Source organism: Polaromonas sp. P1_E12 (genome assembly GCF_056405975.1).
The window spans coordinates 192,025-205,722 of the sequence record NZ_JBFUBB010000003.1 but is presented as its reverse complement, the minus strand read 5'-3'; the positions used below and the strand labels follow the sequence as shown (position 1 = coordinate 205,722).

Here is a 13,698-nt window from a genome sequence, read left to right as displayed (position 1 = left end):
TTTCAGTTGTTGTGCGGCAAGCTGTGGCGAGATGGCCTGCCTGCTCTGTTTTTGAATGCTGCTGTGGATTCTGCCTTGAATTTCCGGGCGTCCAGAAGCGCCGCAACGACGGGCCAGGCAGCACAACTGGCCACCACGTGCTTCAGGGTGTGGCCCGAAACCAGCTGGCCCGTCCATTCGAACACCGCGTGGTCGCCCAGCTCGAGCAGCTTGGCCAGCGCGTAAATGGCCACCACCAGCATCCAGCGGATGGGCAACACCCGCCCTGCCAGCGTGGGCCGCAAACAGGCGACGCCGACAATCAGCAACATGCCACCGAGTTGCAAAACGGCCCAGGGCAGCACATTGCCCGTCTGCGACCACAGATGCACGGACAACGGTCCGAGAACGAGGACTGTTGCAGCCACCGCGATACCGGCACGGGTGCTGACGGCCTGCATGGTGCCAAGCCCGAGCAAGCCGGCGAAGGCAAACACCATGCCGCCGCGATCCCAGACCAGCCCGGCATCTCCCGGCTGCAGATGGTAGGCCGCAGAAACCACGGAGGTGAGGGCCAAGCCGGCAAAGAACAGTCCTGCGAAACCTGCGGCGGCGGCGCTGACAGCCCGCGCCTTCACGGCACGCACAAGCGCCCAGGCACCCGCCATGCCCCACAGCACGAACGGCAGGTTGCTTAGGACGTCCATCGCATGCGGCAACCATCCCCAGGCTCGTTGGTCGGCGAAGTCGTGATAGTGCAAAGGCTGCGCCACCGACGGCCCCAGCAATGCCGCCGCCAGCATCGCAAGCAACACGCCGGCGAGCGCGGATTCGCGGCGGCAGGCCGGTGCGTTCCAGCCCGATACCTTCATCTGTGCGAACCAGGAAGGCGGTGGCACAACACGGCGGTGGGCGGTTTTTAGGCTGATTGGCATGGGGCAGCTCCTGTGTGAATGAAGCCGCACTGTGCAGGCCATGTCCCGAAAAAAGCACCGAAATTAGAACCAGTTCTCACCGTTCAGCCTTAAAGTACCGATAATCGATACTCATGAGCACTACCGCAGATCTGATCACCGCCCTCAAAAAAGAGCTCAAGGCTGCGCGCATGACGTACGCCGACCTGGCCGTCAAACTTGGCATGGCCGAGTCAAGCGTCAAGCGCATGCTGGCCAGGGGCGATATGCCCCTCTCGCGTATCGACGCGATCTGCCGCGCGCTCAAGCTGGACTTTGCCGACCTGGCCAGGCGCATCGCCGACACCCAGCCGCTGCTGGCGGAGCTGACCGAAGCACAGGAAAAAGCCGTGGTGGCCGACAAGAAGCTGTTGCTGGCCGCCATCTGTGTGCTGTCGCAATGGACGCTGGAGCAAATCACCACCAGTTACCGGCTGACCGAAGCCGAGTGCATCAAATACCTTGCGCAACTGGACCGTATCGGCATCATCGAGCTCAAGCCGCTGAACCGCTACCGGCTCAAGCTCGCCAAGACCTTCCGTTGGCGACCACACGGGCCGGTCATGGACTACTTCCGCGAAAACGCCCTGCTTGACTATTTTTCCGGTGGATTTGACGGCAACGGCGAAGGCCTGTTGCTGGTGCACGGCTCCATCAGCCGCGGCCTGGCGCCTTCGTTCCTTGAGCGCATGCAGCGGGTGGCGCAGGACTTTGCCCAACAGCACCAGACCGACCAGAAGCTGGGCGACAAGGACCGCGAAGGATTCACCTTGCTGCTGGCCATGCGGAGCTGGGAGTTCGAGGCCTTCGCTAATTTACGACGAACACCCCCGTCCGGGACTCACTTCGTGTAGCCCGTCCCCCCCTCAAAGGGGCGGCCCCCTGCGGCCCGGCAAAGCCGGTTCCGCGGGGCCTGCTGGTATTCAGTTCAGATCGCCGCCCGCGGCCTATTGCACGCAATTATATTAGTTGGCTAAGAAAATTCGGAGTTTACTGATAATATTCAGCGAATTGCAACCTGCAAGACTGATTTATGCATGCAATTTCCATCAGAAGCACGATGAACCCCACCTCCACCTACGTTGGCCTGCCCATCCCGGTCGCTGCAAATCTGACCGACACCAAATACTTCTTCCAGGCGCTGGACAACTTCTCGCGCGTGATGGCGATACGCCCCGGGGACTGGGTCCTGATGCTGGCCGACCCTCTGCTGGACCCGCGTGTGATCGACGCCGTGATCGGTATTGCCAAATCGCGCGGCGCCGAGGCGCGCATTTATATGGAGCCGAGCACGCAAGTGACCGCCGTACCTGAAGAAGTGCACGCCATGCTGAAGAAGGCCACTTTTGTGGTGTCTACCTGGTTCTGCTCCATCCTCGACCCTTTGTGCATCAACCTGCGCCGCGCCGGCCAGCGCTGGGTCAAGATCACCTACTTTCGCAACCTGGACCTGCTGCACACGCCGCAGGCGCGCTTTCCGGTCGACCTCATCGGCGAGATCATCCGCCAAACGGCCAGCCGTTACCCGATCGAAGGCGATTTCGACTTGCGCTTCACCGACTCTCGCGGCAGCGACTTCCGCATCAGCTTCACGCAGGCGATGCGCGCCAGCCAGCTGGCCACCAACCGCTGGCGCGGCCAGATGACAGCCGAGGAAGACGGCTGTTATGTGCACTACCTGCCGACACACGGCCCCAATCTGTGGGATCACAACTCGGTCAAAAATGATTTCAAGGCCGTGGTGCCCATGGCGGGCGTGCTTTACCCGCAATGGGCGGTCGGTTTTGCCAAACCGTTTGAGGAAAAAATCGCCGTGCATTTTGAAGGCGACACGATTTCCTCGGTCGATGGAATTTCAGAAGAAGCGGTGATCCTGCGCGAGATGCTGGTCGGCGGCCGAATGATCGAAGGCGGCGGCTGCGGTTTCAACCCCAAGGCACCGCGCCACACGGTGTACCCAGCCGGCTCGAACGCGCCCGGCGCGCTGCACTTCGGCATCGACCTGGCACAACCCAGCGACTACATACGCCGCGTCATGCCTGACTGGGAAGAGCCGCCGGTGCACATGGACCTCATCACGCTGGACGGCACCGTGACTGCAGGTAATCAGACCCTGATCAAGGACGGTTTTTTGTGCGCGCTGCGCGACCCGTCAGTGGTGGCACTGGCGGCGCGTTACGGCGATCCGGTGGAGCTGCTTGAAGCCCAGGTTTCGTAAGTCCCTTACCGTCGAGCAAGCGGGGGCCGCGGTCCGGCTTTGCCGGCCGCAAGGAGCCCGTCCCCTGGAAGGGGAAAAGGCGCTACACGCAGTGAGCGTCCGATAGGGGTAAGCCTATCCAGGCGACGTAAACACCGTCAGCACACCGGTGTAGCCGTAAAGGTGGTGCCGGGCGATCTCGCCGCCGGCGAAAAAGCCAACCAGCGGCACATCGCCCAGGGCCCGCCGCACGATCTGCAGTTCGGCACTGGGCGCACCGAAGTGCGGGCCGCCACGGCCGGAGCAACTGACATACACCGCGCCGGCTATGCGCCGGGCCGCGTGCGGCGCGGATTCGGCCTCTGACGCACTCAAGGCGCTGGCAACTTCCAACGTAACTTCTTCCGGTTCCAGCTCTTCACGAATCTCGGCGCACACACGCACCAGGTCGGCGCGCGCGGCTTCCATGTTGCGTTCGCAGAAAGCCAGCTTCATGCCCACGACGGGCACCTCCGCAATGGCAATACCCTTGCGCGCCGGATCCAGCCCGATCAGGTGGCGTACCAGTACCTCTGCGCCAAACTGGCCGTGCCGGCCGGCGCCGTCATGGGGAACGTCTGCCGGGCGGCTCAGGCCGACCAGCGTGGTCCGCACCTTGGCCAGGGCCTCCCGCGGCTCATCAAGCGACACGTCCAGGTCCGCCAGCATCACCTCCAGTGCCGGCTGGCCATCGAGCTCCGTCACCACATTGGACTCGCAGGCTGTGATTTCATGATGCGCAGACACGGGCCGGCACCCCTGGGTAATGCGCGACATCAGTGCCGCGCCCTGGCCAAAAGCCACACCGCTGAGCCCCCCGGTGAAGACACCGCCGGCCGCGCCCTGCCCCTTGACATTGCCATGCCCGCTAAGGGCAAACTGCACCGTACTGGAGCGGCTGGAGGCCAGGCCGCCAAACACATAGCCGCTGCCGGTGCGCTGTGCCATTTCGTCGATCAGTTCGGCAACGTCGGGCGTTCCGGCGTCCGCATGCACCAGCGCCGTATGCGCCTTGAACCTTCCCTGGCTGGCCGGGGGCAAGGGCGACACCCCGGAGAACACACGGTACTGGTCGTGCGGAAGCTCGCAGAGCATGACGGTGAGCGCCGGCTCGTCAAAGTACTCGACGTTGTTGGAGGCGATACCCACACCCACCGTGCCGCTCCAGTCGGTGATGTCGGGCAATTCGGCGCTCAGGTGGTCAAGAATGTCCTGCGCATGTGCCGCATAGTGATCGGTGATGTAGAGCAGCGCCAGCGTGGGCGATTTGGCGTAGCCGGGCAATGCGAGGTAGGCGCGCAGTTGCGCCAGCACAAGGCCTGCCGCCATCTGCCATTGCGGATGGGTGGCGTGGCCGTAGGGGAAAAGCTTCATGGGGTCCTGGTGAAATTCAGTGAAAAGTCAGCCTGTATCAACGCGTGGTTTTGCGTGCGGTTTTGGTTGCAGCCTTGCGCGCTGGCGCCTTGGCCTTGGGTTTCGTTTTGGCGGCAGTTTTGCCGGCGGCCGGTGTAGGCCAGGCCTGGCTGCTGCGCAGGGCCGTGTTCATGGCCGCGCGTGCGCCGCCCGCCACGGTTTTACCGGCGGACTCCGCCATGTTGCGGGCCATGCCCGTTGCCATGCCGGTGGCGGTCTTCATCGCGTCCTTGGCAAGGCCGGTCGCCAGGCTTTTAGTGGTGTCCATGGCCGTTTTTTTGGCGGCGTCCTTCATGGCATCTGCCGCAATCGTCTGGAACTGCTGGGTCAGCGCGCCCCACCACTGCATCGGGTCCACCACGCCGGCCGGCTGCGCGCCGGCCTTGGCCGCGGCGGGTGGCTTGGATTTTGCGGCCGGCTTGTCTGCGCCAAAGCTCGTTGGCGGAACCTCCAGCCCCGAAAACGTGCGGGCCTTGTCGGCCACACGCTGCACGCCACCGGCCACGCTGTCGGCCACCTTGAGCTTGAAGGCATTGGCCACGTCGCCCATGTTGAAGTTCATGCCTTTGAGGGTAGCCAGCGTCATTTTCTGCACCTCCAGCGCCTGGATGGTCGCCTTGAGCGCTGTGGCGTTCTGGTCGAGCCAGAACTGGACGGCCTTGAGTTCATCGATGCGCTTGTCGAGCTCTTCGACATTCAGCGTGGGCGCTACCCAGTTGCCCAGATTGGGCAGCTGCGGAATGCTTTGTGTGGCGCTGCCTGCCGCCTGTTTGGCCAGGTTCTGCAAAAAGTCAAAGCCGGGCACCAGCTTGCCGAAACCGGGGAAGGAAGGGTTGTCCGCGTCACTCATGAATGTCTCCTGGCAGGTTGTGCACGATTTGCATCGGGCGGCTGGATGATCCAGCGCACGCCTTCATTGTGCAACGCCGCAGCAGCGCGTCAACCGCTTTTTGTGTTTTCACCAGGCAAACACCAGGGTCGAACCGGTCTCGATACGGATTCAAGCAAAAAACACCCACAGACCTTTATTGACAAGCGCAAGCAGCTATCTATTTCATAGCATTCATCGGCAGGCCTGGCGCCATGCCTGTTGCCGGCCAGGCTGCAAAAGCGTCTCTTTCGGACAATGCCCTGATAAGCTTGCACCATGAAAAGCCTCTTTCACTTTGCCTTCAATGTCAGAGACCTCAACGTGGCCCGCCAGTTTTATGGCGGGATCCTGGGATGCGCGGAAGGCCGCTCGGCCCCTACCTGGGTCGACTACGACTTTTTCGGCCACCAGCTGTCGCTCCACCTGGGCGAACCGTTCAAGACGGAGCGCACCGGCCATGTCGGCGACAAGCTCGTTCCCATGCCGCATTTCGGCCTGGTGCTTGCCCTGGCCGACTGGCAGGCCCTGGCGCAGCGCCTGCAGGCGGCCCGCATGGAGTTTGTGCTGGAGCCGCAAGTGCGCTTTGCCGGCGAAGCCGGCGAGCAATGGACCATGTTTTTCTGCGACCCCTTCGGCAACCCCATCGAAATCAAGGGTTTCCAATCACTTGAAGCCCTTTACTCGGCCAACCCGGCCTGAGATATATATGGCCTATACCTTTGCTTCCGCCACGGTGCTGCTGCTGCTGATCACCGATCCGTTCGGCAACATTCCGATTTTTGTCAATGCCCTGAAGGGTGTGGCGCCGGAGCGGCGCATGCGCGTCATCCTGCGTGAGGTGCTGATCGCGTTTTTGCTGCTGCTGGCCTTCATGTTTGTCGGCGACGGCTTCCTGCGCCTGATGAACCTCAGCGATTTGTCGCTGCAGATTGCCGGCGCGGTGGTCATGTTCCTGATCGCGCTGCGCATGATTTTCCCGTCGGACCAGCCCGAGGCCGCGCCGCTGCAGGGCGAGCCGCTGATTGTGCCGCTGGCGATTCCCGCACTGGCCGGCCCTTCGGCGCTGGCCACGGTCATGCTGCTGGTGTCCCAGGCGCCGGCACGGCGGCTCGAATGGATCGCGGCGCTGTGCGTGACCATGGCGGTGTGCGCCGTGGTGCTGGTGCTGTCCGAGCGGATCCAGCGGGTGGCGGGCGACCGCGTCATGATGGCTTTCGAGCGCCTGATGGGCCTGATCCTTGTGGCCATTTCAGTTGAAATGTTCCTGCGCGGTATACGGCTGTTCATCACCCAGACCGGAGCCACGTCATGAAGAACGCCGCGCAGCGCCTGGCCCTTCTTTGTGCCTGCGCGCTGGCCTCAGCCTCGGTGCATGCCGTGCAGGATTGTGAAGTCAGCGGCGAAAGCGTCAACCCAAACCACGGCGGCACCACCGCCGGCAAGACCGGCATCATGCGCTGCAAGGACCGCGACTCCGGACAGCTGGTGCGCGAGCAGGAGCTGCAGGGCGGCAAGTTCATGGGCTTGATGCGCTACTACCAGAACGGCAAACTGCAGCGGGAATACAGCGAAAACGAGCGTGGCAACCGCCATGGCCGCGCGCGCGAATTCGCACCGGACGGCCAGGTGCTGCGCGACTCCGTCTACGAAAACGGCACCGAGGCCGGCCTGGCGCGCAGCTTTCACACCAATGGACAATTGCGGCGCATCGTGTTTTACGGGCCACGCGCAGGCGGTAGCGTAGAGCAGGCGTATGCCGAATTTAATGACCGCGGCCAGTTGCAGGCTTTGCGTTGCGGCGACAAGCCATTGCTCGCGCCGGCGGCAGACGATGCCCGCTGGTGCGGTTTTTCGGGGGGTACCTCGAAGGTCGAACTGTTCAGCGGCAAGGGGATATTGAACGGCAGCAGCAGTTACCTGGCCGGTAAACGAATTCGCCATGAAACGCTGGGTGACGGTGGAAAACCAGATTACCTGGATGAAGTATCGGGCAACATTCGCACTGAACGCTATTTCAACAATGCCGGCGTGAAACGCCGCGAAGTCCAGTGGCTGCTGGAAGCCAACCCGTCAAAAACCTCGTTCAAGGAACGCGAGCAGGAGTTCGCCGACAGCGGCGCGCTGACGCGCGACAGGCGCTGGTCGGCCGGCAAGCCGGTCAGCGACCAGACTTACTACCTGAACGGCCAGCCGCGCAGCAAAACCGAGTACGGTGGTGAAGGCGACACCGCCTGGCTGCAGACTACCGACTTCTTCGACAGCGGAAAAATCGCCGCCACCGGCCGCTACACAGCCTCCAACCGCTACCGGCAACTGCCCCAGGGTACGCATCAGCGTTTTAACGAAGCCGGCAGGCTGGTAGCCGAATCGAGCTACGACGAGCGCGGCCGCATCACGCGCGAAAAGGCCTGGGACGATGACGGCAAGCTGCTGCGCGACGATGCCGTCTTTGAAGACGGCTCAAGAAAAGCGTATTCCAGATAAAAAAATAGAGCCCCCACGCTCCCCGAGGGGGCCGCCCGCCTGCGGCCCGGCAAAGCCGGTTCCGCGGCTCATGCTGGCAGGGAAGGCCCCTTTGCGCAGCTCAGACCAAGGCTACAACCTTCTGGTCAATCGCGCCAAACACCGATTGCCCGTCTTTGCCTTTGGCTTCAATGCGAATGGTGTCGCCGAATTTCATGAACTCGGTTTTGGGCTTGCCATCCTCGATGGTTTCGATCGCGCGCTTTTCGGCGATGCAGCTGTAGCCGTGGCTCCAGTCCTTGTTGCTGACGGTGCCTGAACCGATGATGCTGCCGGCACGGACGTTGCGGGTCTTGCAGATATGGGCAATCAGCTGGCCGAAACTGAATGTCATCTCGGGGCCGGCTTCGCACATACCGACCTTGCGGCCGTTCCAGGTGCTTTGCAGCGTCATGTGCAGGCGGCCCTTGTCCCAGGCGTCGCCGACTTCGTCCAGCGTAACGGCAACCGGGCTGAAAGCGGTTGCCGGTTTGCTCTGGAAGAAACCGAAGCCCTTGGCCAGCTCATCGGGAATCAGGTTGCGCAAGGACACGTCGTTGGCCAGCATCAGCAGGCGCACGCCTTCCAGCGCCTGCTCGGGGGTGGCGCGCATGGGCACATCGCCGGTGATCACGGCGATCTCGGCCTCGAAGTCAATGCCGAACTCCTCGCTCGCCACCACCACATCGTCGCAGGGCCCAATGAAATCGTCGCTGCCGCCCTGGTACATCAGCGGGTTGGTGTAAAAACTTTCCGGCACTTCGGCGTTGCGCGCCTTGCGCACCAGTTCCACATGGTTGATGTAGGCCGAGCCGTCTGCCCACTGGTAGGCGCGCGGTAATGGCGCCATGCAGCGCGACGGCTCAAACGGGAAAGCGTGCCGTGCCTTGCCTTGGTTCAATGCTTCGTACAAGTCCTGCAACTGCGGCGACATGAAGTTCCAGTCGTCCAGCACCTGCTGCAATTTGCCCGCGATGCCCGTCGCATAATGGGCTGTTGAAAGATCGCGCGACACCACGACCAGCTGGCCGTCGCGTGAAGAGTCTTTGTAAGTGGCAAGTTTCATCAATATCCTGATTGGTGGCTGTCGGTGTTACCGAAGGGTCAATTGTGCCGTGGCTGGCGACCGGCCGACATTGCGCCCCCTCGCGTTACGATCCCTGCATTCATTGACCGACGGCTAACCCGAAATTCTAGACAAGCCATGAAAGCAAGCCCAGGCACACCCGCCACAGCACGCAGCAGCCTGCCGCCGCAACGCGCGGGTATCCAGTCGGTCGAGGTTGGCTTCAGCTTACTGGAGGCACTCTCTACCTCACCCGGCCCGCTGATGCTTCGCGACCTGGCAGCCGCAGCGGGCATGAGCGCGGCCAAGGCGCACCGTTATCTCGTCAGTTTTCAGCGGCTGGCACTGGTCGTCCAGGACGAGGCAACCGCCCGATACGACCTCGGCCCGGCTGCGCTCAAGTTAGGACTCGCTGCCCTTTCGAGATTGGACAGCGTGAAGCTGGCCCGCCAGCTCATGCCGCGCCTGATGGTGCAAACCGGCCAGACCCTGGCACTGGCGGTCTGGGGCAACCAGGGACCGACCCTCGTCCACTGGGAAGAATCGCCGCAGTCTGTGACGGTTAATCTGCGGCTGGGCGATGTCATGCCGCTGCTGTCGTCCGCCACGGGCTTGTGCTTTGCCGCATTTTTGTCTTCCAGCCGGCCCAAGGCTAAAGCCAAACCACAGGGGCGGCTGGCGCTGCTGGTCAGGGCTGAACTGACACGCAACCAGAAGCTGGCGCGAAAAGATGTTCCCGCCACCATGGCCGAGCTGAATGCCTTGCTGGAAGATATCCGCCGCCGCGGCATGGCGCGGGCAGTCAATACCCTGCTGCCCGGCGTAGCCGGCTTCTGTGCGCCGGTGTTCGATGCCGACGGCCACCTCGCGCTCGGCATTGTGGCGCTGGGTTCGCTTGCAACGTTTGATCCGGACTGGGACGGCGCGGTGGCACGGCCGCTGGCCGCCGCCGCCCGGCAACTTTCCGGTGATCTTGGATTCACACAGGCGTGACCACGTCCACCGACCGCTATCCTTCGGCGCCTCGCTGGCGTGTGCTTGCAGCGCTGGCTGCAGGGGTGCTGGCTGTCCACACGCTGATGCTGAAGTCGTCGCCGGTACGATTCGGCCCCGAGCAAACTGCCACCTCCCCTCGCAGCCCGGCCTTCGCAACGCGCAGCATCGCACCGTCTCCTGCACCGACAGCGCTGGCACCCGCGCCCTCCACGCCGCCTCCAAAACCCAGGATTTTTAGGAAGAAACCCGTTGAAGCCCAGGAAAATCCAGCGCAACCTGCTACTGATTTAATAGCAACGCCCTCTTCCGAGGTGATGACATCCAGCGCACCCGAGGCAAAAAATCCGGAAAGCCTGCCCGCGCAGGCGACGCCCACAATTGCGGCTGCCAGCGCCCCCGCGATAGCCGAACCAGGCCAGTCGGCGGTGACGGCGGTGGTCTTGCCGGAAAGCGCGCGACTGGAATACAAAATGACCGGCAGCGCAAAAGGCCTGAACTACCACGCAGACGCAGAACTGGGATGGCGCTATTCAGGCAACAACTACAGCGCCTCCATGCGCGTCAGCGCACTGTTTCTGGGCTCACGCAGCATGGCAAGCACCGGGCAGGTGGGTCCGGAAGGCCTGGCGCCGACCCGTTTTTCGGACAAATCAAGAAGCGAAGTGGCCGCGCATTTTGAAGCAGACAAGGGGCAGATCATCTTCAGCGCCAATACGCCGGCGGCCCCCTGGATCAAGGGTGCGCAGGACCGGGTCAGCGTCTTCATCCAGCTGGCTGCCATGCTCGCGGGCAACCCCACCGGCTTTCCGGCGGGCTCCACCATTTCGATTTACACCGTGGGACCGCGGGATGCAGACACCTGGACTTTCCGGGTGGAAGGCGAAGAGAAAATGGCACTTCCCTATGGCGAGCTGAATACGCTCAAACTCACTCGTCAGCCCCGGCGTGAGTTCGATCAGAAAGTGGAACTATGGTATGCCCCGTCACTGGGGTATCTTCCCGTTCGCAGCAGGATCACCCAGCAGAACGGGGATTTCATTGACCAGCAGCTCAGCGCGATCACCAAGAGCTGAGTTCAACCAACCGGCGTTGTTATGCCGCACGGAGGTGCCCGTTTTATGTGCGGTTTTACACGCACTACGCGCCTTTACCGCATGCTTTCGCACTTAACCCCCCGAGCCCTTGAACTTGGCCTCATCGTTGCTATCTGAAGCTAAAGGACCTACACCATGCAAATGCTTTACGACTCGGAATCTTTTGCTGTCATGCAGATTCACGCCAATGCGCCGGAAGAATCCGCGCCTGTCCCGGCCGTTCCGCAACTGGCCCGGCATGGCTTCGAAATCGTCGACAAACGTTCGGGCAAAGAGGTCTATCTGGATGGATCCTGGGCTGAAATGTTCCAGCAGCGCTTGAGCGCCTGGGCGCAAAACACCCCCACGCAAGAAGAAATCGAAGACACGCTGGAAGGCTACAGCGGGCTGGCCAACACCCCAATTTCACTTCATTAAGCCCCGCAGTCGCTCACTTCTGGCTTAAAGAATTCTGCAAGAACGACCAGTGGGTGCTGCGGGACTGGCTTTGCCAGACCGCAGGCGCCGCCCCTGGAAGGGGGAACGGGCTACACGCAGTGAGCCTGGACGGGGCGAGCTTATGACTCGGCTTGGTAAAACCAACGGTACATAGGCTCGGCCAGCACCAGCACGGCGGCCAGCCTGGTGACATGAAATGCCGTGACCACTGGCACACCCAGTTGCAGCACTTTGGCCGTAATGGCCATCTCGGCGATACCGCCGGGTGAGGTGCCCAACAGCAAGGTGGCCCAGTGAAGATCGGCAAACTGAGCCAGCCCCCATGCAAAAGCGGCGCACAACCCAATCATTCCCACCGTCGCCAGCGCCACCGAACCCAGCCAGCGCGGCGCCACGTGCACAAATCTGCGGGTGAACCGCACGCCCAGGCTGATGCCGATGACCAGCTGCGCTGCATTGGTCATGCCTTGCGGCAAGGCCGACAGCGTGACGCCGCAGGCCGTGAGCAGCAGCGACACCAGTAGCGCACCGATAAACCAGGGGTTGGTGCGATCGAGTTTCAGCATGACCCAACAACCGGCACCCGTCAACAAGGCCAGCAGGACAAGGCCCGGCAGTTGAACCACGCGCGCACCCGGCAAAGTAGCGTCCAACCCATGCAGCCCCGCCCATTGAAATCCGAAAGGAATGACCAATGTGACCAGCAACACCCGCAGGCTGTGCGCCGACGCCACCAGATCGGTTTGCGCACCGTGGCGCTCTGCCATCAGCGTCATTTCCGATGCGGCGCCAATAGGCGCCGCGAAATAGGTGGTGATGCGTGACAGGCCAGCAACATGCAGGCGACCCGGGCCGTGATGCACGCCGTAGAGCCATGACCCGAAAGCCAGGCCCAATACCAGTGCCCACACAATGTTCAGCGCAATCGCCCACCACAGGCCCCCCAGCAACGCCACCACCTGCGGCGTGAAGTACAACCCCAATGCACAACCGATGATCCATTGCCCGACGTTGCGCAGCGGCGTCCAGCTGGCCGTGGGTCCGCCCAGCATGGAGACCACCGCCGTCGCCAGCAAGGGGCCGATCATCCAGGGCAAAGGCGTGCGCAGCGCAATACACAAAGAAGCGGCACCCCAGGCCAGCAACAAGGTCAGGACGACACGCACGGGCGGGGACTGGGCGGCGCGGTGGGGCAAGGAAGGCATGGCAGAGCTTAACGGCGCGGAACAGAAGCCGCTGGAAGCGGTAGTATCCACCGATGCGCCATTTCTTCACCCCTCGTGCTTTGGCATGCCTTGTCTGCACTGCCACGATGGCTTTGGCGGGCGGTTGCGCGGGCCGGCCTGAAGCACCCATTCTGCAGGCGCAGGGCAGCGAAGCCGCACAAACATCCACCCGGCTGGAGGCGCTGCTCCCTGCCGACGTCCTGATCCTCGGGGAGCAGCACGATGCCGTTGAGCACCAGACAATCGAACAACAGGTGGTCGCCGCCCTGGCGGCCAAAGGGGTGCTGGCTGCCGTAGCCCTTGAGATGGCCGACACGGGTGCAAGCACTTCCGCGCTCAGGCCCAGTGCCACCGAGCAGCAGGCCCGCAATGCGCTCAACTGGAACGACAAGGGCTGGCCCTGGACAGCCTACGGTCCTGCCGTGATGACCGCGGTGCGCGCCGGTGTCCCCGTGATGGGCGCCAATCTGCCCCGGGTGCAGATGCCAGACAGCATGGCTGACAGCCGGCTTGACGCCCGCTTGCCAGGCCCCGCCCTCAAAGCCCAACAGCAGTTGATCCGTCTCGGCCACTGCAACCTGTTGCCCGAGAGCCAGATCACGCCCATGACACGTATCCAGATTGCCAAGGACATCACCATGGCCAACACCCTGGGGCAGGCCGTGCTGCCCGGCAAGACAGTGCTGCTGCTGGCCGGAAGCGGCCATGCGAACCGGCAATTGGGCGTACCGCTGCATCTGCCGACGGACATAAAAGCCAAAGTAGTGCGCCTGCTTGCCGGGAACCCTGCGAATGCCGAGAGGGCAGACGCTTTCGATGCGGTGTGGGCAACGGCCCCGCTCCCGGAGACCGACTATTGCGCGGGCCTGCAGAAGCAGCTGGTACCCAAACCCTGAAGAGCCTTTTGAGGCTCCTCCATCGGTG

Annotated in this window: 14 protein-coding genes; 9 read left to right on the top strand and 5 right to left on the bottom strand. The window is 62.7% G+C overall.

What is annotated here, in order from left to right:
* Positions 1–2: 2 nt before the first annotated feature.
* On the bottom strand, positions 3–914 hold the full coding sequence (locus AC1D13_RS10840) for a hypothetical protein (protein ID WP_477689525.1): 912 nt from the start codon (positions 912–914) through the stop codon (positions 3–5).
* A 113-nt stretch (positions 915–1,027) separates the two neighbouring features.
* Here AC1D13_RS10840 and AC1D13_RS10835 point away from each other — a divergent pair, with 113 nt between their 5' ends.
* Together AC1D13_RS10835 and AC1D13_RS10830 are read left to right on the top strand one after the other, a co-directional pair.
* Positions 1,028–1,786 (top strand): helix-turn-helix domain-containing protein, encoded by a 759-nt coding sequence (locus tag AC1D13_RS10835; protein WP_457281458.1) that lies wholly within the window; start codon positions 1,028–1,030, stop codon positions 1,784–1,786.
* Positions 1,787–1,992: 206 nt separating this feature from the next.
* Positions 1,993–3,150 carry a hypothetical protein gene (locus tag AC1D13_RS10830; protein WP_457281459.1) on the top strand — a complete coding sequence of 386 codons (1,158 nt, stop codon included), beginning with the start codon at positions 1,993–1,995 and terminating at the stop codon, positions 3,148–3,150.
* Positions 3,151–3,264: 114 nt separating this feature from the next.
* Here the strand turns inward: AC1D13_RS10830 and AC1D13_RS10825 are convergent, their stop codons facing one another.
* Positions 3,265–4,542 carry an FIST signal transduction protein gene (locus AC1D13_RS10825; RefSeq protein ID WP_457281460.1) on the bottom strand — a complete coding sequence of 426 codons (1,278 nt, stop codon included), beginning with the start codon at positions 4,540–4,542 and terminating at the stop codon, positions 3,265–3,267.
* Between the two features lie 37 nt (positions 4,543–4,579).
* Positions 4,580–5,431, bottom strand: a complete 852-nt coding sequence (locus tag AC1D13_RS10820) for a PhaM family polyhydroxyalkanoate granule multifunctional regulatory protein (protein ID WP_457281461.1) — start codon at positions 5,429–5,431, stop codon at positions 4,580–4,582.
* A 297-nt stretch (positions 5,432–5,728) separates the two neighbouring features.
* Here AC1D13_RS10820 and AC1D13_RS10815 point away from each other — a divergent pair, with 297 nt between their 5' ends.
* From AC1D13_RS10815 to AC1D13_RS10805, 3 genes are read left to right on the top strand one after another with little or no spacing between them, the layout of a single operon-like run.
* Positions 5,729–6,151, top strand: a complete 423-nt coding sequence (locus AC1D13_RS10815; protein WP_457281462.1) for a VOC family protein — start codon at positions 5,729–5,731, stop codon at positions 6,149–6,151.
* 7 nt (positions 6,152–6,158) lie between these two features.
* Positions 6,159–6,764, top strand: a complete 606-nt coding sequence (locus AC1D13_RS10810) for a MarC family protein (protein WP_457281463.1) — start codon at positions 6,159–6,161, stop codon at positions 6,762–6,764.
* Positions 6,761–7,936, top strand: coding sequence for a toxin-antitoxin system YwqK family antitoxin (locus AC1D13_RS10805; RefSeq protein WP_457281464.1), 1,176 nt, complete (start codon positions 6,761–6,763; stop codon positions 7,934–7,936). Before AC1D13_RS10810 ends, AC1D13_RS10805 begins: the two co-directional genes overlap by 4 nt.
* 100 nt (positions 7,937–8,036) lie before the next feature.
* Here AC1D13_RS10805 and AC1D13_RS10800 read toward each other — a convergent pair whose 3' ends face one another.
* On the bottom strand, positions 8,037–9,020 hold the full coding sequence (locus AC1D13_RS10800; RefSeq protein ID WP_477689524.1) for a fumarylacetoacetate hydrolase family protein: 984 nt from the start codon (positions 9,018–9,020) through the stop codon (positions 8,037–8,039).
* 180 nt (positions 9,021–9,200) lie between these two features.
* Between AC1D13_RS10800 and AC1D13_RS10795 the strand changes: the two genes are divergently transcribed.
* The 3 genes from AC1D13_RS10795 to AC1D13_RS10785 all read left to right on the top strand — a co-directional run bounded on the left by AC1D13_RS10795 (position 9,201) and on the right by AC1D13_RS10785 (position 11,527).
* Positions 9,201–10,013, top strand: a complete 813-nt coding sequence (locus AC1D13_RS10795) for an IclR family transcriptional regulator (RefSeq protein ID WP_477689653.1) — start codon at positions 9,201–9,203, stop codon at positions 10,011–10,013.
* Positions 10,010–11,089 carry a DUF3108 domain-containing protein gene (locus AC1D13_RS10790; RefSeq protein WP_477666447.1) on the top strand — a complete coding sequence of 360 codons (1,080 nt, stop codon included), beginning with the start codon at positions 10,010–10,012 and terminating at the stop codon, positions 11,087–11,089. Before AC1D13_RS10795 ends, AC1D13_RS10790 begins: the two co-directional genes overlap by 4 nt.
* Before the next feature lie 156 nt (positions 11,090–11,245).
* Positions 11,246–11,527, top strand: a complete 282-nt coding sequence (locus tag AC1D13_RS10785; protein WP_457281467.1) for a BTH_I0359 family protein — start codon at positions 11,246–11,248, stop codon at positions 11,525–11,527.
* A 140-nt stretch (positions 11,528–11,667) separates the two neighbouring features.
* Here the strand turns inward: AC1D13_RS10785 and AC1D13_RS10780 are convergent, their stop codons facing one another.
* Positions 11,668–12,753 (bottom strand): AbrB family transcriptional regulator, encoded by a 1,086-nt coding sequence (locus tag AC1D13_RS10780; RefSeq protein ID WP_477689523.1) that lies wholly within the window; start codon positions 12,751–12,753, stop codon positions 11,668–11,670.
* Positions 12,754–12,833: 80 nt separating this feature from the next.
* On the opposite strand from AC1D13_RS10780, the gene AC1D13_RS10775 reads away from it, so the two are divergent.
* On the top strand, positions 12,834–13,670 hold the full coding sequence (locus tag AC1D13_RS10775) for a ChaN family lipoprotein (RefSeq protein ID WP_477666445.1): 837 nt from the start codon (positions 12,834–12,836) through the stop codon (positions 13,668–13,670).
* Positions 13,671–13,698: the final 28 nt, after the last annotated feature.

Coding starts and splice junctions, on each gene's coding strand:
- AC1D13_RS10840 (WP_477689525.1), bottom strand. CDS start 914: ATGCCAATCAGCCTAAAAACCGCCCACCGCCGTGTTGTGCCACCGCCT.
- AC1D13_RS10835 (WP_457281458.1), top strand. CDS start 1,028: ATGAGCACTACCGCAGATCTGATCACCGCCCTCAAAAAAGAGCTCAAG.
- AC1D13_RS10830 (WP_457281459.1), top strand. CDS start 1,993: ATGAACCCCACCTCCACCTACGTTGGCCTGCCCATCCCGGTCGCTGCA.
- AC1D13_RS10825 (WP_457281460.1), bottom strand. CDS start 4,542: ATGAAGCTTTTCCCCTACGGCCACGCCACCCATCCGCAATGGCAGATG.
- AC1D13_RS10820 (WP_457281461.1), bottom strand. CDS start 5,431: ATGAGTGACGCGGACAACCCTTCCTTCCCCGGTTTCGGCAAGCTGGTG.
- AC1D13_RS10815 (WP_457281462.1), top strand. CDS start 5,729: ATGAAAAGCCTCTTTCACTTTGCCTTCAATGTCAGAGACCTCAACGTG.
- AC1D13_RS10810 (WP_457281463.1), top strand. CDS start 6,159: ATGGCCTATACCTTTGCTTCCGCCACGGTGCTGCTGCTGCTGATCACC.
- AC1D13_RS10805 (WP_457281464.1), top strand. CDS start 6,761: ATGAAGAACGCCGCGCAGCGCCTGGCCCTTCTTTGTGCCTGCGCGCTG.
- AC1D13_RS10800 (WP_477689524.1), bottom strand. CDS start 9,020: ATGAAACTTGCCACTTACAAAGACTCTTCACGCGACGGCCAGCTGGTC.
- AC1D13_RS10785 (WP_457281467.1), top strand. CDS start 11,246: ATGCAAATGCTTTACGACTCGGAATCTTTTGCTGTCATGCAGATTCAC.
- AC1D13_RS10780 (WP_477689523.1), bottom strand. CDS start 12,753: ATGCCTTCCTTGCCCCACCGCGCCGCCCAGTCCCCGCCCGTGCGTGTC.